Here is a 19,124-nt window from a genome sequence, read left to right on the forward strand (position 1 = left end):
CGCTACTCCCTGCCGTCCACATGGTCGGTGCCGGTAAAGCCACGAGAAGCGAGAAGAACGACGAGAAACAGTGCCGTCATGGCAAAGCCGATGACGATGGCTGTCAGCACCAGCGCCTGGGGAATGGGATCGGTGTGGGTCAAGAGCCCGCCGCTGCCGCCGGGTTCCAGAACAGGCGGCGCGTTCACTCTCGGGCGGCCCATGCCGAAGATGAAGAGATTGACGGCATAGGAGAGCAGCGACAGGCCGATGATGACCTGGTAGGTGCGTGGCCGGAACAGAAGCCAGACGCCGGAGGCGGTCAGTACGCCGATGCCGGCGGAGAGAACCAGTTCCATTATGCGGTCTCCTTCGCAGCCAGCTTTGCGGCCCTGATCTGGGCGCGGGGCGCGCGCACCGATTGGTGGGCAAGTGCGATCAGGATCAGCACGGTGGCGCCGAGAACCAGCGAGAACACACCGAGATCGAACAGGATCGCGGTTGCGAGCGGGATCTTGCCGATGACCGGCAGGGATACATATTGCGCATGCGAGGTCAGGAACGGATAGCCGAAGATCCAGGATCCCAGCCCGGTCGCGGTGGCGACGAGCAGACCGATCGCCATCCAGCGCAGCGGGTGGATCCGCAGCCGTTCCTCGACCCAACGCGTGCCGCCGGCCATATACTGCAGGATGAAGGCGATCGACATGGCGATACCGGCCGCAAAGCCGCCGCCGGGCAAATCGTGACCGCGGAAAAACAGGAAGGCGGCCAGCATGCCGATGACCGGGAACATCCAGCGCATGATGACCGAGGGAACCAGCAGGTATTCGGCGATGCTGTCACCCTTCTTGCGGTCCGGGTGATCGTCGTCGAAGGCGTTCTGGACGCGCTGCTGTTCCGGCGTCTCAAGGCTTTCGGTGGCGGGGCGGAAGCGCAGCAATAGCGCAAACACCGTCAAGGCGACGATGCACAGGACAGCAATCTCGCCCAGCGTATCGAAACCGCGGAAATCGACCAGAATGACGTTGACGGCATTGGTGCCGCCGCCTTCGCTATAGGCGCGTTCGAGGAAATAGCTCGAAATCGTTTCCGGCATTTCCCGGCTCATCATCGTGTAGGAGATAAGCATCATCCCAAGACCGGCAAACATGGCGAACGCGAGATCGCGCAGGCGGCGCAGGCGCGTGGACATCGTCATCATTCCCCGATCGTCCGGATCTTCTATTCGCTTCGGCAGCCAGCGCAGGCCGAGCAGGATCAAAACCGTTGTGACGACCTCGACGAACAATTGCGTTGCAGCGAGATCAGGTGCGGACAGCCAGACAAAGGTGAGGCAGGTGACAAGGCCCGCGCCGCCGAGCAGGACCAGAGCAGCCAGGCGGTGGAATTTGGCCTGATAGGCCGCACCGACGGCGCAGACCATGCCGATCAGCCAGATCAGCGCGAAAGCCGGATCAATGTTGCGCAGGACGATGGTTGCGGGCTTGAAACCCTGCGACAGAAGCGTGATCGCACCGGCGATGAGGGCGACCGCGACCAGGATGCGCATCTGTGGCTGCAGGCGGCGGGTGCCGGCGCGCATTTCGATCGACCGCGCCCATTTCCACGACAGGGTCACCAGCACGCGCTCGAAGATGCGCTGGCCCTCCAGGCGGCGGAAGAAGGGCGGCCCCTCGATGCTGGTGGCGAGATAGGGGCGCATGATGAAAAACAGCCCGACGCCTCCAACCAGCGCGATCAGGCTCATGAACAGCGGCAGGGTCCAGCCGTGCCAGACGGCTAGGCTATAGACGGGCGTTGCGTCTCCGAGCACCGACTTGACGGCCGTGTGCAGGAAGGGGCCGATGGTCAGGGCCGGAAGGATGCCGACGACGAGGCAGGAGAAGACCAGGAAGTAAATCGGCGCGAGCATCCAGTGCGGCGGTTCGTGCGGTGTTTTGGGCAGGTCCTGCGGCGGCGGGCCGAAGAAGACGCTGTAGATGAAGCGCAGCGAATAGGTCACGGCGAACATGCTGGCGAGCGTCGCCACGTAAGGCGTGATCGTGTCGAGACGATTGTATTTATGCGTTTCGATCGCCTCGGCAAAGAACATTTCCTTCGACAGGAAGCCGTTCAGCAGCGGCACGCCGGCCATCGCGGCACTGGCGACCATCGCCAGCGTCGCGGTGATCGGCATGTATTTGAACAGCCCGCTTAAGCGCCGCATATCGCGCGTGCCGGTTTCATGATCGATGATCCCGGCGGCCATGAACAGCGAGGCCTTGAAGGTCGCATGGTTCATGGTGTGGAAGATCGCCGCGACCGCCGCCAGCGGGCTTCCAAGGCTCAGCAGTACGGTGATGAGGCCGAGATGACTGATCGTCGAATAGGCAAGCAGCCCCTTCAGGTCCTGCTGGAAAATGGCGAAATAAGCGCCGAGCAACAGGGTGCTGAGGCCGGCCAGGCCGACGAGCCAGAACCACTGATCGGTGCCGGCCATGACAGGCCAGAGCCGGATCAGCAGAAACACACCGGCTTTCACGAGCGTGGCGGAGTGCAGATAGGCCGATACCGGTGTCGGCGCCGCCATGGCATGCGGCAGCCAGAAATGGAATGGAAACTGCGCGCTTTTCGTCAACGCTCCGAGCAGGATGAGGAGCAGCACGGCAGTATAGAGCGGATCGTTGCGGATCAGGTCGCCGGATGAGAGCACGACGTCGAGATCGTAGCTGCCGACGATATGGCCGATCAGCATCAGCCCGACGAACATGCACAAGCCGCCGGTGCCGGTCACCGTCAGTGCCATGCGGGCGCCGTCGCGGGCATGGGCATTGTGATGCCAGTAGCCGATCAAAAGGAAGGAAATGATGCTGGTCAGTTCCCAGAAAATCGCCAAAAGAATCAGGTTGCCGGACAGGACGACGCCGAGCATCGCCCCCATGAAAGCGAGGAACAGCGCGAAAAACCGCGGCACAGGGTCGTTGGCCGACATGTAGTAGCGCGCATAGATGACGACGAGCAGGCCGATGGCGGTGACCAGGCTCGCAAACATCCATGCGAACCCGTCCATCCGTAGCGAGAAATTCAGACCCAGCTCGGGAAGCCAGCTGACATCGTAACGAAGCACTTTGCCCGATGCGACGATGGGATAAAGAGCGGCCGATGTGGCCAGACAAAAAAGGGCGATCGATCCGGAAAGCCAGGCACTGGCGGTGCCCTTGTGGGCCGGAATGCAGATTGCAGCAAGGCTTCCCGCGAAAGGCGCAAGAACCAGAATCAGAAGCAATGTCGCTGCGATCTCTATGTGCCCGTTTCCTTTAAAGCTTTCCGAATGACAGGACCGCTGGAGGTCCGTGAATGCTGCAGCATTTGCGCGCCACGGCGGGTGCCCGAAGCGCACCGGGAAACGGCACGGGAGCACCTTGTTTTTATGTCTGCTTTCGGCTGCCGTGCCAACCCGCAACCGTGATAAAATCGGCCGCCTGCGGCAATTCGTTGCTCGACGTGCCGCCAAGCCACAGTTCTGAAAGGTTCAACCGGGGGGTGCCCAGCGCCTCATGTGTTTGGAAACATCCGGGCACGATTTTTGTAACGAAATGTAGGATCGGTGTGACGGGAAATATTTCGACACCGAATACGGCTGATGGCACCGGGCGCGTCGCGTGCGTTTTTCCCTGCTGCTGATATAAACACGGCATGGATACAACACCGCACATTCTCGTCGTTGACGATGATCCCGAAATTCGCCGCCTGCTTGGAAAATATCTCGACGGGCAGGGCTTCCGCATCAGCCTGGCCGGAAGCAAGGGCGAATGCGAGGCCAAGCTGGCCGAGCTGAAGATCGATCTTCTGGTTCTCGATGTCATGCTGCCGGATGGCTCCGGGCTCGATCTTTGCCGTTCGCTGCGGGGAAGGATGCCGCAGCTGTCGATCATCCTTCTGACGGCGCTGAAGGAAGATGTCGACAGGATCATCGGGCTTGAATTCGGTGCCGACGACTATCTGGGAAAACCGTTCAATCCGCGCGAGCTGTCCGCCCGTATTCGCGCCGTGCTGCGCCGTGGCCGCGCCGAGCCACAACCCACGGGCAGCCGGCAATATGTCTTTGCCAACTATGTCGCCGACATCGAAAGCCGCACCCTGCATGCCCCTGACGGCAGCGCTGTCGATCTGACCGGCGGTGAGTTCGAGCTGCTGGTGGTCTTTCTCCAGCGTCCAGGCCGTGTGCTGTCGCGTGATTCCTTGCTTGACCTGACGCAGGGGCGGACTGCCGATCCGTTCGACCGGTCGATCGATATCCTGGTCAGCCGCCTGCGCCGCAAGCTTGGGGATGCCAGCGTTTTTGCCATGTTGAAGACGGTGCGCAACAAGGGCTACCAGCTTGCTGTTCCTGTCGAGCGGAGCAACTAGATGCTGTCGCTTCGCACGCGGTTCACGGCGCTGCTGATCATCTCCGTCGTCTTGGTGCTGGTGATCGCTGCCGTCGTGACGGCCTGGCTTCTGCGAAAGCCGCCGGAGGTCATGTACGATCGGGTTCTTGCTGAAAAGGCCGAATTCGCGCTTCTTTTGCTGCGCGCCGATCCCTCGGCGGCGCAGACCCTGCATATTGAAATCCGGGCCAAACCGGAAGAAGATCGTATCGATCAGGAGCGGACCGACAATATTCTGACGGAGGGCCGGCGCCAGGGTTACACGGCCGATGTCGTCGTGCTCAAGAGTTTCAATCCGCATCGCTGGGATATCGCCGTTCAATTGGACGATGGCCGCTGGGCCTATCTCGATTTTCCGGAGCCCGGCCCTTTTCCATATCTGCCGCTGGCAGCCTATCTGGCGCTGGTGGCGATCGGCATGACGGGCGTTGCCACTTACGCCAGCAATGTGATGATGAGACCTTTGCGCATTCTGGACGAAACGATCGCCAAGATACGCCCCGATGGGATCATTCCCGAGCTGCCGGAGACCGGACCTGTGGAAGTCCGCGCCACCGCCAAGACCATCAACCGGCTGGCAACGCGGCTCAATGCGGCAGTCTCCAGCCGCATGCGCATGATCGCGGCTGCAGGTCACGACATGCGCACGCCGATGACCCGCATGCGGCTTCGCGCCGAATTTGTCGGTGATGGCGACGACCGGCAATCCTGGCTGAAGGATCTCGACGAACTCGACCATATCGCAGACAGCGCTATCCGGCTGGTGCGCGAGGAGGTCAGTCCGGCAGCGCAGGAACAGGTGTCGCTGGATGCGGTTCTGCAGTCCGTTGCCGAAGAGATTCGTGAGACGGATCTGCCCGTCGACGAAGGGGCGATCACGCCGGTGCTGGTCGAGGGTTCGCCGTTCGCGTTGAAGCGTGCGCTGCGCAATCTGGTGGTGAACGCCGCGACCCATGGTCTGGGTGCCCGCATTTCGCTATCCAGCTATGGCGAAGAGGCCATCCTGACGGTTATGGACAGCGGCCCCGGTATTCCGCAAGACTTGCTCGATCGTGTGTTCGAGCCGTTCTTCCGCGTCGATCAGGCTCGACGCCAGCTTGTGCCCGGTGCGGGGCTTGGCCTCGCCATTTCGCGCGAGATCATCGAAAACCATGGCGGCACGATCACCATCGTCAATCGCCGGGAAGGCGGTCTCTTGCAGACCGTGCGCCTGCCAAAGTGTCAGCCGGCACCGGTTTCACCGAAGTAAGAAGTAAGTGGTGTTTTCCGTTTATCCAGAAGCCAAGCGGGTCTGATTGCCCTGCCGGTCCTGCTGGTGTGTGGGGCGGCCTGGCGTTCCCCGGTTGACCCGGTGGAGACGCGTCCTGCCTTGCTCGCTGCAAGAGGCTTCGTTGGTTTGGTCATTCTCCGCTCAGCAAAGACCTCCGGACGTAAAAAAAGCGCGGCCGATCAATGTCAGCCGCGCTTCGTTTTTCGTATGAGCCCGCCGACAGCAGCGAGCGCATCCTGTGGTTTTTACTGCCCCACCGCTTCGATGGCTGCGCCGCCACCGATGGCGACGTTCAGGTTAACGTAGTTGTTGGACAGGTTGCGGATGCTTGCTGCCAGCGCGATGCGCGAGTTCGCAAGGTTGCGTTCGGCATCGAGAACGTCAAGCAGCGAGGTTGCGCCGCCCTTGTAGCTTTCACGCGCCAGGCCCAACGCCTCTTCGTAGGAATCGACCACTTTGCGCAGCGCGGCAACGGTCTGGTAGTTGTTGCGGAGCGCGACGAGCGAGTTTTCGACTTCCTCGACAGCGTTCAGGACCGTCTGCTTCCAGGCGAGATACTGCTGCTGCGCGCCGGACTTGGCGATATCGACATTGGCCTTCAGGCGCCCGCCGTTGAAGATCGGAACATTAAGGCTTGGGCCGAAGGACCAGGCACCCAGGCCACCGGAGGCCGCAGAGGCAACGATGCGCGAACCGTCGATCGTGCCGCTGAGGCTGAGGCTCGGATAGAGCTGAGCCTCGGCAACGCCGATGGCTGCAGTGGCCGCGGCCAGCAAACGTTCAGCCCTGCGAATGTCCGGACGGTTGCGTATCAGGTCGGCTGGAACGCCGATCTTGGTGTTGTAACGTGGCGTGGGCTGGAAAGAGCCGTTTCTCAGGCCGGCCGTCACGGTCGTTGCCGGCAGGCCAAGCAGGGTAGCGATATGGTTTGCGGCCTGGTTGAAGCCGGTCTGGTAGCCGGGCAATTCGGCAAGCGTGGTGTTGACCAGGCCTTCAGCCTGAACGACGTCGAGGCTGGACGCTGCACCGGCTGCCTTGATGTCATTTGTCAGCTTGAGCGTTTCGCGCCGCGAGGCAAGGCTCTTCTGCTGCAATGCATAGGCTTCCTGATTGTAACGCGCCTCGATGTAGGACGTGGTCAGGTCGGACAGGTAGGCGAGGCGGGCAACGTTGACGTCAGCATAGGCGGCGTCAAGCGAGGCGTTCGCCGATTCCTTGGCGCGGGCATATTGGCCGAACAGATCGATCAGCCAGGAAGCATCGCCGCCGCCGCCAATCGTCTTGGTTTCGGTATGGTCGCTTTGGCCGCCATTGCGCCGGAAGGAGCCATCCTGGCCAGAAACGCTGGCAGAACCGTTAGCATTGATTTGCGGCAAACCGCCGGATGCTGCGACGATCACGTTGGCCCGGGCCTCGACGATGCGCTCGAGCGACTGTTGAACGTCAAGGTTTTCGCCCATGCCCTGGCCAACCAGGCTGTTCAGCTTCTTGTCGCGGAAGGCTTCCCACCACGGCTTCAGCGTCACATCTTCTGCTTCAGCGTGGCCACCCTCTGAGAATTTTGCAGGCAAGGCCGCGTTCGGAGACTTATAGTCGGGGCCGGCAACGCAGCCCGAAAGAAGAACGAGGCTCAAGGGAAAGAGCACTTTAGCAATTTTCATCTGGGTCCCCATCCGGCCCGCCTGGGTCGGTAACAAACGATTCACTTGTTTCGTCTTTAACATTTTCCGCGCCGCTTGCGAGGGGACAATTGCAAACTTGTGCCCAAAATGGGCTATCCCCAGCTTTGGTGTTCCCCAAGTGCCACGGCTTGGGCATTCCGGCAGTGATTTCAAGAGTGGTTTATAGAATATCCGTGCAGCGATTGATTTTCGCTTAACCACCCGCTGGCGTGAAATCAGCAGCCACCTCAACCCACTAACGGCTGCGCGTGTCCGGCGTTTGTCGTCCCGGTGTCGAATTGTTTCCAGAGTGCGGAAAGTCGCACTGTCTTGAGTGCGAATGGGCTTGTTGGGGATGCTGCGGCAATCAGGCCGCGAGCCAACGGCGTTCGCGGGCGAAGTTTGCCAGGTCTGTGGCACTCATCGGCCGGGCGAAAGCATAGCCTTGCAGCCCATGACACCCCAGGTCTTTCAGGATGCGGGCGTGCTCCATGGTTTCGACACCCTCGGCGATGACTTCGATGCCGAGCGAGGTTCCGATGTCGATGATGGAGGCGACCAATTGCCGTTGCTTGGTCGAGGTCAGGATCGGGATGACCAGCTGCCGGTCGATCTTGAGACGGCGCGGGGTGAGCTTCAAAAGGCTGACGATGGAGGCGTATCCGGTGCCGAAATCGTCGATTTCGATATCGATGCCGAGGTTCTTGATCTGCTCGATATTGGACAACACGGTCATGTCGCTTTCGTCGAACGAGATCGATTCCAGCAGTTCGAATGAGATTTTGCCTCGAGGAATAACCATCTGATTGAGCCGATCGATCAGCTTTTCATCATGCAGGCGGTGATAGGAAAGATTGACGGATATTTTCGGAATATCGATCCCGATCGCCTCCCAGCGCATCGACTGGAACAGTGCTTGCTCAAGGATTCGCTGGTCGATCTGCGAAAGCACGTTGATGTCTTCGGCCGTCTTCAAAAACGCGTAGGGCGCGAGCAGCCCCTTGGTTGGATGGTCCCAGCGCGCCAAGGCCTCCACACCGATGATCTTGAGGGTGTTGGGACAAAACTGCGGCTGGAAATGGGCGATGAACTCGTTCTGTTCGAGCCCCCGCAGGATTTCGTCAGCCGTCTGCTTTGTCTTGAAAACCGCTGTCTTCAAGGAATGCGTGAAGAATTCGTAGCGATTGCGGCCGCGGCGCTTTGCTTCGTAAAGCGCAATATCGGCATTGACCAGAACATGGCTCAGTTCCTCCTCCGGCCTTGCCTGCCGGGCAATGCCGATACTGACACCGATACGGCACTCCAGTTCCTTGTACCTGACCGGTATGCTCATCGCGTCGATGATGCGCTGGGCAAGCGCGGCGTCATGGCCCTCGATCTCGCCATTGCGTGAGATGATGACGAATTCATCTCCGCCGATTCGGCCAACGAAATCGTCGTCGCTGGTATTGGCGCGGAGGATCTGGGCGGCATGCCTGAGGATTTCGTCTCCAGCCGCATGACCGAGCGTGTCGTTGATTTCCTTGAACCGGTCGAGATCGATGTGAAAGATGCTGGCAACGTCCTGCTTGCGACCGTTGGCATCCTGTTCCGCCAGGATTTCGTCGAGGTAGCGCCGGTTCGGTAGTGCTGTCAAAGGATCGTGCAGGGCATTGAATTCCATTCGGTGCCGGGCTGCTTCCAGTTCGGCACTATGGGCTTCAGCCTGTCCTTTGGCGGCTTCAAGCCGCTCGGTCTTTTCGACATCGGCTGTTACGTCCCAGTTGACGCCCACGATTTTCTCATTGCTGCCTGCGCCGATGTATTTCGAGCCGACCGCGCGGATGTGCCGGATGCGGCTGCCGGGGAGGCGGATGCGAAATTGCGAGACGTAGCTCGCCCCGTGCCGCAGGGCCTTGCTGAATTCCTGTTCGGCCCGCTGCAGGTCGTCCGGATGCAGTGCGTCGCGCCAGTCCTCGTAGACTTCGCGCGCGTCCTCCCCAATGCCGTACAATTCCTTCATGCGGCCGTCCCACAGGAGCTTGCCGGAGGCGATATCGAGTTCCCAGATGCCGATCTGCGAGGCATCGAGCGCGATCTTCAGCCGGTGGGACAGTTCCTGGAGTTGATTCTTGTTGCTCTCAAGAACCTGAATATTGCGTTTGCGTTCTTCGATCAGCCGTCCACTGATGAACATCGGAACAACGATGAATAGGCCGCCGATGAGGATGAGGGTGCGGATGAGCCCAGCGTTTGGAGGGGTGCCGACCCAGCCGCCTTTCGGAACGGCGCTGATCACCCAGGATCCGCCTGGCAGAAAGACGCTGACCTCGACGGGATCGGCTGCCTTGACGCTGCCATCCCCATAGAACAATGCGCCGTCTTCGCCCAAACCGTCACGGCCGGAAATCGCCACGTCGATATCAAGCATCGGAGAAAGAAGGCCGCTGTCCTGGTACAGCCGCCCCACATCGATGACCGCGGAGACCAGCCCCCAGTACCGGTTCGATTCGCCGCCATTGGAAATCGCTACAGGAAAGCGGCCGACAAGGCCTTGGCCGCCCTGGACCAGGTTCAGGGGACCTGCCAAAACCATTTTGCCGAGTTCACGAACCTTGAGTGCCGCTGCCCGCTGATTGCTGTTCTTGCGGTAGTCGAGGCCAAGAACCTTCTCGTTGCCTTCCAATGGGTAGACGAGGGAGACGACAAGGTCGGGGGCGGCGGCGATATTGCGCAAACGCGAACGCTCATTGAAGATGTTGCGCGCCAGATCGGAGAACCGCTTCTGGTTCATGCCCGGTTCCGTGGAGATGGCAGCAATCAATCCGCGCACCAGCTGAATGTCGCCGTTAATGTTGGCTTCGAGCTTCGAGCGGATCGGGTTGAGCTCTGCGATAACCGCCGCCCGCATCTTTGCCGCGTGAACGGCGCGGTTCTGCTGTTCGGCAAACAGGCCGGCCGCGATCACCACCATGAGCGCAATATAGGTCGGCAGATAGTTCGGTTTGATAAACCGAACTATTGTTGATTTTCTCAGCGCACTCGACAGTCCCGAAAACACGAAATCCCCCACGCTGTTCGCTATTCGACAGCAATTGGTTCGCATTGTCGCAAGGGCGTCTTAACAAGATGTTCTTCGCAGCTCTATCAATTCTGGTGCTCTATTCGGATTTCTTCTTTTTCGGCAGGTTCTTGCGGTCGGTCTCCGCAAGCTCTTTCAGCTCTTTTTCCGACATGGATTTTTCCATGTTCTTCGAAGCGCCCTTCAGTTCGGATTTTCTCATGTCGCCGCGCTTGGCTGATAGCGCAGCACCGGCAGCCTTTTGCTGGGCTTGGGATCTTGCGGGCATCGCCTTTCTCCTTCGGTCTGATGCCTCCTTAACAATCCTTCCCTAGATTGGTTCCCCGGGCTGGGCCGAATTAGTTTCAGGCTGGCCGATCATCGCCAGCAATGTTTCCAGCCGATCGGCGTCTTGCGGCAATTTGTCGGTTCGCAGCCGCGATATGCGCGGAAAGCGCATGGCAACGCCGGATTTGTGCCGGCTGGAGACGTTGATGCCTTCGAACGCGACCTCGACCACGAAACCGTGGCCGGCTTCGGCCCGGATCGAGCGCACCGGGCCGAAACGTTCGACGGTATTGTTGCGCACGTAGCGATCCAGAACTTCGAGCTCGGCGTCGGTAAAACCGAAATAGGCCTTGCCGACCGGCACCAGCACGTCCTTGCCATCATCTTTGGTCCAGACGCCGAAGGTGAAATCGGAATAGTAGCTCGAACGCTTGCCGTGGCCGCGCTGGGCATACATCAGCACTGCATCGACATTATAGGGTTCACGCTTCCACTTGAACCACGGCCCCTTCGAGCGCCCGGACGTGTAAGGCGAATCCAGGCGTTTCAGCATAATGCCCTCGATCACCGGATCCGGCGGGGCGGTACGCAGGCGGTCGAGTTCTTCCCAGTTGGAAAAGGGTACCAGCGGCGAAAGATCGAAATGCGAGGGGGCGGCCTTTTCGATCAGGGCTGAAAGCGCGCCGCGCCGGGTCAGGAAGTTTTCCGGACGCATATCGCGGTCGCCGGAAAACAACAGGTCGTAGCCGCGAATGAAGGCTGGATATTCCTCCAGCATTTTTCGCGTCACGGTCTTGCGGTTCAGCCGTTGCTGGAGATCGGAGAATGTCCGCGTCGCGCGGTTGGTGCGCATGGTGCCGCCGACGAGAAGCTCGCCATCGATGATGCCTTCGAAATCCGCCACCTCGAGGATATCCGGGAAGGCGCCGGAAATGTCGTCGCCGCTGCGCGAATAAAGCCGTCGCGTCCCGGCCAGATTGGCAAGCTGGACGCGAATGCCGTCCCATTTCCATTCGGCGGCAAAATCCTTTGGGTCGAGCGAGGCAAGATCATTGTCGCCCACCGGCGTTGCCAGCATCACCGCGTGAAAAATCGCCGGCATGTCCAGTTTGGGCTTGCCGGCCTTTCCGTCAAGCCATTGGAACAGCGGAACATAGGGCATCGACAGGCCATGCCAGAGCGTTTCGATCTCGGTGATATCGACATTGCCCATGTCGGCAAGAGCCTGTTTCACCAGCCGCGCCGAGACCCCGATGCGCAGCCCGCCGGTGATGAGCTTCAGAAAGGCAAACCGGCTTGAGCCTTCGAGTTGATCGAGCAGATCGCGCACAAGGCCATGGACATTGGTCCGCCCGGCCGTTTCAAGCTGATGGACGACGGTCCCGAGCGACAGATCGCCGGTCGTTGTTTTGCTTTCGGTCGGCGGCTCCCAGACGAGCGAGATCGTTTCGGCGAGGTCGCCGACATAGTCGTAGGAATAACGGAACAGGACCTCGTCCATGCGCTCGAGCACCAGTTGCCTGAGCACGTTCGGCTTGACGGTCTTCAACGTCAACGTGCCGGAGATGGCGGCCAGCGCATAGCCGCGGTCCGGATCGGGTGCCGCGCGGAAATAATCCGTCAGCAGCTTGATCTTGGCGTTGCGCTGCGGCGTGAGAACCAGCCGGTCGAGCAGTTCAGCGAAGGCGCGCATCGGCTATTCTCCTTCGTCGTCATAGCCGACAAGATGCAGTGGCCGGGCGGCGATGCCCTGCAACTGACACCAGCGCACCAGTGCCTCCTCCCGGCCGTGCGTGACCCAGACCTCTTCCGGCTTGATCTCGTCGATCGTTGCGATCAGTTCCGGCCAGTCCGAGTGATCCGAGATGATCATCGGCAGTTCGACGCCGCGCTGCTTGGCGCGCTGGCGCACCAGCATCCAGCCGGAGGCAAAGATCGAAACGGGATCGGGAAAGCGTCTTGCCCATTTGTCGGCAAAGGCCGAAGGCGGACCGACGACAACGGCGCCGGCGAAGGACTGTTTGTCGCTTGCATCAATCGTGGCTGGCCGGAGATCACCCAGTTCGATGCCTTCGCTTGCGTAATAGTCGCAGAGTTTTGCCAGTGCGCCGTGGATGAAGATCGGCGCGCTGTAACCGGCTTCACGCATCAGGGCGATGATCCGCTGGGCCTTGCCGAGGGAGTAGGCGCCGACCAGATGGGCGCGCTCGGGGAACTGCGTGAGGGAGGTCAAGAGCTTGGCAATCTCGCCTCGGTCGTCGGGATGGTGAAACACCGGCAACCCAAATGTCGCCTCGGTGATGAAGACATCGCAGGGCACCGGCTCGAAGGCGAGGCAGGTCGGGTCGCGGCGGCGCTTGTAATCGCCCGATACGACGATGCGGGTGCCGTTGGCTTCGACGGCAATCTGCGCGGAACCGAGCACGTGGCCTGCCGGATGGAAGCTGGCGGTGACATCGCCGATCGAGGTGCGCGTACCCAGCGTGGCCTCCTGCGTGCTGGTGCAGAAGGCATCGCCATAGCGAATGCGCATGATGTCAAGCGTCTCACGCGTCGCCATCACGTGGCTATGGCCGGCGCGCGCATGATCGGCGTGCCCGTGGGTGATCAACGCCCTTTCGACGGGCTGGACGGGATCGATATAAAAGCCGCCCTTCTCGCAAAAGAGACCCTTGGGCGTCGGATAGAGCAGCGTTTCCGGTTTCATGGAAACGAAGATAGCTGGCAATTGCACAACTGCCAGCTATCGGGGCTAATTTTTACTTGCTCAGGCTGCCTGGCGCTGTCCCGAGCGTTTTCGCGATCAGATCAAGCACACCCTCGGCATCCACGCCGACGCAGACATTCTGGCTGGGCAGGTTGTCCCACGCGCTCGGCGGAAAGAGATGATCGTCGGCTTTCTGGATGGTCTGGCCATCGGCGATGCCGCCGCAGACGACGCGGATCGCACCGCTGCGCAGCGTGAAGAGTTCCGGGGCGACGACATAGACGCAGGCGCAACTGTCATGAATGACCATCCCGTCCTCGACGTGCTGCTCGTAGAAGTCGATATAGAATTGCGAAATGTCGGAGAGCAGCTTTGCCCGCTTGCCGCCGCTCGCGACAATGCCAGCCAGCCTGTCGCGTGTCATGACCGTCTGTTCCGTAACGTCGAGGCCGACGACGACGACGGGCCATGGCGCCGTCATCACTGCGTCTGCGGCTTCGGGATCGCCGTGGATATTCGCCTCTGCCGCCGGCGTGATGTTGCCGCGCATGTCGAACGCGCCGCCCATGATGATGACGTCCTTGACCAGCACCGCAATGTCCGGATCGTCGCGAAGGGCAAGCGCCAGATTGGTCATGCGGCCGACGGCGACGATGGTCACTTCGCCCGGGTTGGCGCGCACGGTGTCGATGATGAAGCGATGTGCAGGCAGCGGATGGCAGGGCAGATCCACAGTTTTCGGCGCGCCGATATTGCCGAGACCGTCATCGCCATGGATGAAGGTCGGCCAGTCGACATGCGGGCGCGACGGGTCGAGTGTTTCGCCGTGCCCCTTGGCAACCGGGGCTGGGATATCCCATTGCTGTTTCAGATAAAGCGCGTTGCGCGTCGTCGTTTCGATCGAGGCATTGCCGAAGACGGAGGTGATGCCGATCAGGTCGATATCCGGGTGATTGTGCAGGAAAAGCAGGGCCATCGCATCATCGACGCCGGGATCCGTATCAAAAATTACCTTATGCATGATGTGTTCTTTTCGTTGATTAAAGGCTGTCGCGGTTTGGCGAACTGGCCCGGCTGTGAGAGCCAACCACGCTGTTCTTGCCCGCCGAATGCCGAAGGGTGCACCATCCGACGGTCCGCCACTTTTAGCGGCACGGCGGTCAAGAGCAACCGATTTTGCGCGCAGATCCCGGCGGAGTGTCAAAACTGGGCAAATCCGCTTTCCCGCGGCGCAAAAGCGGTGGCAGGCTTAAACTTTCCGAAACGTCGCCAAGGTAGGGTCGGAAACTGATTTCGAGATGCGGGCAAGTCCCGCGCCCGCGCGGATGCCGGGTGGCAAGTCAGGGAGTTGAATCTGATGACGGAGCAGCGCACGTGAAGCCGGTCTTCAAGACGATACGTCTTCCCCGCAAGGTGATGTTTCTCATCACCGGCGTTCTTGTGCTGTCCGGTGCTTCCGGCGCCTATGCTGTCTATTCGGGCAAGGACACGTTTCTCGGCATGGCCGGGCCGGAAAAGCCTTCGCTCTCCGGTCTCGCCTGCACCACCATCGAAACGCTTAAAATGCGCCGTAACGGCCAGCGCTGGATCCGCAAGTATGTGAGCACGGAATCTGCCGCCGGCGTCGATCGCGTCCGCACTGCGTTGCGCATTGCCGGCCTGCTCGCCAAGGAAGAAAAGGCCGATCTCTATCAGGTCGTCGTGCTCGACGCCGCTGGGCCGTTGGACCGTGCTGCGCGCCGTGGCGCTGCCATCGGTGCCGAGGTTCTGTTTGCGCCGGATCCGTCCAATCTGCCGGGAATGAGCACGCCTTTCGTCGCCCGCTACAATGAAGGCAAGGCCAACACTGCCGGTCTGTTTTATGGCCGCGAAGTCGCCCTCTCGACCGATGACGTCAAGACCACGCTGACGGCAATGGACGACAAATCGGATTGCTTCGATCCGGTCGCCGCCGCTGCCGCGGCAGAAGGTGGAGCCGCTGGATCAGAGAGCGGCGGTCACGGTGAAACATCGCCTGCCGAGCAGGAGACAGAAGCTGCTGCACCAGAGCATGGCGCCGGGGCTCCGGTTGAGCAGAGCGAGGCACAGCCTGCAGAGCAAGGGTTCTTCGGCTCCATGCTGGCGATGGTTCTGGGCAGTGACAGTGAAAAGCCCTCGAACGAAGGCCACGCCGCTGAACCTATAGCGGAGCATCCCGCCGAGAGCCCTCTCGAACAACCAGCGGAACACTGACGAGATTTCAAACTGCGCTGCAGGTTCCATCCAGATCAGACGACGGCGCTGCCGGCGATGACTGCGAGAACCAGGAAGATCAGGAAAATGATCAGCGCGATGGCGAACAGCACGCGCGCGATCGTCGCGGTTGCGGCCGAAACGCCGGAAAAGCCAAGAAAACCGGTAATCAGCGAGATGGCCAGGAAGATGAGCGCCCATTTCAGCATGGAAGGGTTCCTTTCATGTTCTGTGCGGATTGACGCGCAGGACTACGAAAAGTTCCATTGGCTGAGGGAAACGCGCCATCGGTTGAGAATGGCGCGCCGGTAACCCAATCCGGTTAGTCCGCCTTATTGCGGCGGGCCGGGAACAGGATGATGTCGCGGATCGACGGTGCGTTGGTCAAAAGCATGATCAGGCGGTCGACACCGATGCCGAGGCCGCCGGCGGGCGGCATGCCCTGGTCGATGGCATCGAGGAATTCGTCGTCCAGCTGCTTGTCCTTTTCGCCGCGCGCATGGGCTTGTTCCAGCTGCTCGACCATACGCTTGCGCTGCTCTTCCGGGTCGTTCAGTTCCGAAAACGCGTTGCCGAGTTCCCAGGCATTGCAATAGGTCTCGAAGCGCTCGACCAGGCGCGGTTCGCCCGGCACTTCCTTGGCAAAGGGCGAGATGTCCTTCGGGAAATGGGTGACATGCGAAGGCTGGATCAGCGTGCCCTCGACCTTCTCTTCAAAGATGAAGGCAAGGCATTCACCCCAGGTCCAGTCCTTCTCGACTTCGAAACCGGCAGCCTTAGCGGCGGCTCTGGCTTCCTCGTCCGTCTTCATCGCGATGAAGTCGATGCCGGTCGCTTCCTTGACGGCATCGGGCATCGGCACGCGCTTGAACGGACCCTTGAAGGAGATTTCCTTGTCGCCGAACATGAATTCGGTGGTGCCGTGGATCGACAGGGCGAGCTTGGAGAAAAGCCGCTCGACGAGGTCCATGATGTCCTCGTAATCGGCATAGGCCCAGTAGCATTCCATCATGGTGAATTCAGGATTGTGCCTTGTGGAAACGCCTTCGTTGCGGAAGTTGCGGTTGATTTCGAAGACCTTGTCGGTCAGGCCCGAAACCAGCGTGCGCTTCAGGAACAGCTCCGGCGCGATGCGCAGGTACATGTCGAGCTTCAGCGTGTTGTGATGCGTCTTGAAGGGTTCGGCGGTGGCGCCGCCATAGACCGAATGCAGCATCGGCGTTTCGACTTCCATGAAGCCGTCGTCTTCCATGAAGCGGCGGATACCGGAGACGATCTTCGAGCGCTGCTGGAAGCGGAGCTTGGATTCCTCGTTGGTCATGATGTCGAGGTGGCGCTTGCGGTAGCGCTGCTCGATGTCGGACAGGCCATGCCACTTTTCCGGCATCGGCAGCAGCGACTTGGTCAGCATGGTGATTTCTTGCGCGTTGATCGACAACTCGCCGCGTTTGGTGCGACGGACAACACCGGTCACGCCGATGATGTCGCCGAGATCGATCATCGGCAGCAGCGCGCGGGCTTCCTCCGGCGTCGTATCCTTGTGGGAGAAGATCTGGATCTTGCCGCCGGCATCATGGATGTCCATGAACATGCCGGAATTGCGCGAGGAATAAACGCGCCCGGCAACCGTGACGACATCGTCGGTCACCACGTCCGCCTCCAGGCCCTCATATTTGCTGGCCAGCTCCGCATTGGTGATGGTGCGGTGGAAATGCGCCGGATAGACGTCGCCGATCTTCTCGCGCAGCATTTTCAGCTTCTGGGCGCGGACTTCGGTAACGTCGGAGGAGAGGGCGGTTTCGGTCTTTTCGGTCATAGGGCTCGCCTTATCAATGCGGCATATCTTGAAATTGTCTCATTCGCAGCCGGTGCGGCTTGCTCGGTCTGGCCCTCCCCACGAGGGGGAGGGAGTTTACCGCGCAAGCGTCATTTCCCGCTGCCCGCCATCGACGCCGCCACCTGGCCGGCAACCTTGAGACGCTGGCGGACGACCGAGCGGCCGAGGATCGCCATCGAGTCGAACAAAGGCAGGGAGCGGGTCGAGCCGGAGACCGCAACAAACAGCGGTGCGACGATGACCTTCAGCTTCTTGCCCATGCGGTCGGCAATGGCGCGCAGTTCAGCCTCGATCGACTCGACGTTCCATTCGAGGATCTTTTCCAGATCCGGCTGGACCGTGTTGAAGATCTCGACCAGTTCTTCCGGCGTCGATTTGACCTTGGCGAAGGATGAGGCGTCGAGCCCGAGGTCGGACTTGAACAGGAAGCCTGCCAGATCCGGCAGTTCGCCAAGCTTGGAAATGCGCGACTGCGAGAGCTTGAGGCCCTGTTTGACGCGGTCGTTTTCCATCGCCCAGGCGAGCACGCGGGCGGCGAATTCGTCTTCGCTCAAACCTTCGCGCAGCCAGCGGCCGTTCAGCCAGTCGAGCTTCTGCACATCGAAGATCGCGCCGGCCTTGGAAAGGTTGGCCGGATCGAACTTTTCGGCCAGCTGATCCATGGTCAGCATTTCCTCGCCTTCGGCGATCTGGATGAAGAACAGGCCGAGGAAGTTCATCAGCGCTTCCGGCAGGTAGCCGAGTGCCGTGTAATAGGAGATCGAGGTCGGGTTCTTGCGCTTCGACAGCTTCGACTTGTCGGCATTGCGCATCAGCGACAGATGCATGAACACCGGCGGCTCGAGACCGAGATACTGGTAGATCAGGATGTGCTTCGGCACCGAAGACAGCCATTCCTCGCCGCGCGCCACATGGGTGATCTTCATCAGATGGTCGTCGACGACATTGGCCATATGATAGGTCGGCATGCCGTCGGCCTTGAGCAGAACCTGCATGTCGACGGCATCCCACGGAATATCGACTTCGCCATAGACGCCATCGACGAACTTGCAGGAGCCCTCGGTCGGGATCTTCATGCGCACGACATGCGGCTCGCCGCTCGCGACGCGGGTCGTTACTTCTTCCGCCGACAGGTGCAGGCAGAGACCGTCATATTTCGGCGGCTTGCCGGCAGCGCGCTGGGTCTCGCGCATTTCCGTCAGGCGTTCGGGCGTGCAGAAACAGCGGAAGCCATGGGCGGCCTCGACGATCTTTTCGACATACGGCTTGTAGAGGTCCTTGCGGTCGCTCTGGCGATAGGGACCATAGGGGCCGCCGATATCCGGTCCTTCCGACCATTTCAGGCCGCACCATTTCAGCGCGTCGAGCACCTTGGTTTCAAACTCAGGGGTCGAGCGGGTCGCGTCGGTATCTTCGATGCGCAGGATGAACTCGCCACCCTGTTTCAGTGCAAAGAGGTAGTTGAACAACGCGATATAGGCGGTGCCGACATGGGGCTCGCCGGTGGGGGAAGGTGCAATGCGCACCCGGACTGGTCTGTCTGTCATGATCCTGGCCCGTGCTTTACGTGCTTTCGGCCTTCCCGCCGGCAAGGAGACGTCCGGATGTGAAGGCGCATGCTTTTAAGGGAAGGAAGTGCCCGATCGATGCCTGAAACGGCGGAAAATACCGGAAATTCCATATGGCTGGCGTGAGACC

At 60.5% G+C, this 19,124-nt stretch carries 14 protein-coding genes; 3 read left to right on the plus strand and 11 right to left on the minus strand.

The window, feature by feature from the left end; all coding sequences use genetic code 11:
* Positions 1–2 precede the first annotated feature (2 nt).
* Both AC1D17_RS03200 and AC1D17_RS03205 read right to left on the minus strand, forming a co-directional pair.
* Positions 3–338 (minus strand): Na+/H+ antiporter subunit C, encoded by a 336-nt coding sequence (locus tag AC1D17_RS03200; protein ID WP_477563987.1) that lies wholly within the window; start codon positions 336–338, stop codon positions 3–5.
* Positions 338–3,265: a monovalent cation/H+ antiporter subunit A gene (locus AC1D17_RS03205; RefSeq protein WP_477564256.1), complete on the minus strand. Its 2,928-nt coding sequence runs from the start codon at positions 3,263–3,265 to the stop codon at positions 338–340. The genes AC1D17_RS03200 and AC1D17_RS03205 overlap by 1 nt, the downstream gene beginning before the upstream one ends.
* Positions 3,266–3,657: 392 nt before the next feature.
* Here AC1D17_RS03205 and AC1D17_RS03210 point away from each other — a divergent pair, with 392 nt between their 5' ends.
* Together AC1D17_RS03210 and AC1D17_RS03215 are read left to right on the plus strand one after the other, a co-directional pair.
* Positions 3,658–4,371, plus strand: coding sequence for a response regulator (locus AC1D17_RS03210; RefSeq protein WP_264220085.1), 714 nt, complete (start codon positions 3,658–3,660; stop codon positions 4,369–4,371).
* The gene (locus AC1D17_RS03215; RefSeq protein WP_477563988.1) at positions 4,372–5,640 is read left to right on the plus strand and encodes an ATP-binding protein; all 1,269 of its coding nucleotides are present in this window, start codon (positions 4,372–4,374) and stop codon (positions 5,638–5,640) included.
* A 266-nt stretch (positions 5,641–5,906) separates the two neighbouring features.
* Here AC1D17_RS03215 and AC1D17_RS03220 read toward each other — a convergent pair whose 3' ends face one another.
* The 6 genes from AC1D17_RS03220 to AC1D17_RS03245 form a co-directional block, all read right to left on the minus strand.
* Positions 5,907–7,322 carry an efflux transporter outer membrane subunit gene (locus AC1D17_RS03220; protein WP_477563989.1) on the minus strand — a complete coding sequence of 472 codons (1,416 nt, stop codon included), beginning with the start codon at positions 7,320–7,322 and terminating at the stop codon, positions 5,907–5,909.
* Positions 7,323–7,689: 367 nt separating this feature from the next.
* Complete coding sequence (locus tag AC1D17_RS03225; RefSeq protein ID WP_477564257.1) at positions 7,690–10,275, minus strand: bifunctional diguanylate cyclase/phosphodiesterase; 2,586 nt, start codon at positions 10,273–10,275, stop codon at positions 7,690–7,692.
* A gap of 187 nt (positions 10,276–10,462) precedes the next feature.
* On the minus strand, positions 10,463–10,651 hold the full coding sequence (locus AC1D17_RS03230) for a DUF3008 family protein (RefSeq protein WP_477563990.1): 189 nt from the start codon (positions 10,649–10,651) through the stop codon (positions 10,463–10,465).
* A gap of 42 nt (positions 10,652–10,693) precedes the next feature.
* A complete protein-coding gene (locus AC1D17_RS03235) occupies positions 10,694–12,343 on the minus strand; it encodes a cisplatin damage response ATP-dependent DNA ligase (protein WP_477563991.1) in 1,650 nt (549 codons plus the stop codon).
* Positions 12,344–12,346: 3 nt separating this feature from the next.
* The gene (locus AC1D17_RS03240) at positions 12,347–13,357 is read right to left on the minus strand and encodes a ligase-associated DNA damage response exonuclease (RefSeq protein WP_477564258.1); all 1,011 of its coding nucleotides are present in this window, start codon (positions 13,355–13,357) and stop codon (positions 12,347–12,349) included.
* Between the two features lie 52 nt (positions 13,358–13,409).
* Entirely contained in the window at positions 13,410–14,378 is a 969-nt protein-coding gene (locus tag AC1D17_RS03245) for a nucleoside hydrolase (RefSeq protein ID WP_477563992.1), read from the minus strand.
* A 353-nt stretch (positions 14,379–14,731) separates the two neighbouring features.
* Here AC1D17_RS03245 and AC1D17_RS03250 point away from each other — a divergent pair, with 353 nt between their 5' ends.
* Positions 14,732–15,589: a hypothetical protein gene (locus AC1D17_RS03250; RefSeq protein WP_477563993.1), complete on the plus strand. Its 858-nt coding sequence runs from the start codon at positions 14,732–14,734 to the stop codon at positions 15,587–15,589.
* Between the two features lie 35 nt (positions 15,590–15,624).
* Here AC1D17_RS03250 and AC1D17_RS03255 read toward each other — a convergent pair whose 3' ends face one another.
* The 3 genes from AC1D17_RS03255 to gltX form a co-directional block, all read right to left on the minus strand.
* Complete coding sequence (locus tag AC1D17_RS03255) at positions 15,625–15,798, minus strand: DUF1328 domain-containing protein (RefSeq protein WP_477563994.1); 174 nt, start codon at positions 15,796–15,798, stop codon at positions 15,625–15,627.
* 113 nt (positions 15,799–15,911) lie between these two features.
* Complete coding sequence (lysS, locus tag AC1D17_RS03260) at positions 15,912–17,405, minus strand: lysine--tRNA ligase (RefSeq protein WP_477563995.1); 1,494 nt, start codon at positions 17,403–17,405, stop codon at positions 15,912–15,914.
* A gap of 110 nt (positions 17,406–17,515) precedes the next feature.
* Positions 17,516–18,973, minus strand: a complete 1,458-nt coding sequence (gene gltX, locus AC1D17_RS03265; protein ID WP_477563996.1) for a glutamate--tRNA ligase — start codon at positions 18,971–18,973, stop codon at positions 17,516–17,518.
* Positions 18,974–19,124 lie beyond the last annotated feature (151 nt).

The organism is Pararhizobium sp. P1_E7, assembly GCF_056405855.1.

What these genes read in the sequence shown, in the direction of transcription:
- AC1D17_RS03200 (WP_477563987.1), bottom strand. Translation starts at nt 338, where the DNA reads ATGGAACTGGTTCTCTCCGCCGGCATCGGCGTACTGACCGCCTCCGGC.
- AC1D17_RS03210 (WP_264220085.1), top strand. Translation starts at nt 3,658, where the DNA reads ATGGATACAACACCGCACATTCTCGTCGTTGACGATGATCCCGAAATT.
- AC1D17_RS03215 (WP_477563988.1), top strand. Translation starts at nt 4,372, where the DNA reads ATGCTGTCGCTTCGCACGCGGTTCACGGCGCTGCTGATCATCTCCGTC.
- AC1D17_RS03220 (WP_477563989.1), bottom strand. Translation starts at nt 7,322, where the DNA reads ATGAAAATTGCTAAAGTGCTCTTTCCCTTGAGCCTCGTTCTTCTTTCG.
- AC1D17_RS03225 (WP_477564257.1), bottom strand. Translation starts at nt 10,275, where the DNA reads ATGGTGGTGATCGCGGCCGGCCTGTTTGCCGAACAGCAGAACCGCGCC.
- AC1D17_RS03230 (WP_477563990.1), bottom strand. Translation starts at nt 10,651, where the DNA reads ATGCCCGCAAGATCCCAAGCCCAGCAAAAGGCTGCCGGTGCTGCGCTA.
- AC1D17_RS03235 (WP_477563991.1), bottom strand. Translation starts at nt 12,343, where the DNA reads ATGCGCGCCTTCGCTGAACTGCTCGACCGGCTGGTTCTCACGCCGCAG.
- AC1D17_RS03240 (WP_477564258.1), bottom strand. Translation starts at nt 13,357, where the DNA reads ATGAAACCGGAAACGCTGCTCTATCCGACGCCCAAGGGTCTCTTTTGC.
- AC1D17_RS03245 (WP_477563992.1), bottom strand. Translation starts at nt 14,378, where the DNA reads ATGCATAAGGTAATTTTTGATACGGATCCCGGCGTCGATGATGCGATG.
- AC1D17_RS03255 (WP_477563994.1), bottom strand. Translation starts at nt 15,798, where the DNA reads ATGCTGAAATGGGCGCTCATCTTCCTGGCCATCTCGCTGATTACCGGT.
- lysS (WP_477563995.1), bottom strand. Translation starts at nt 17,405, where the DNA reads ATGACCGAAAAGACCGAAACCGCCCTCTCCTCCGACGTTACCGAAGTC.
- gltX (WP_477563996.1), bottom strand. Translation starts at nt 18,973, where the DNA reads ATGACAGACAGACCAGTCCGGGTGCGCATTGCACCTTCCCCCACCGGC.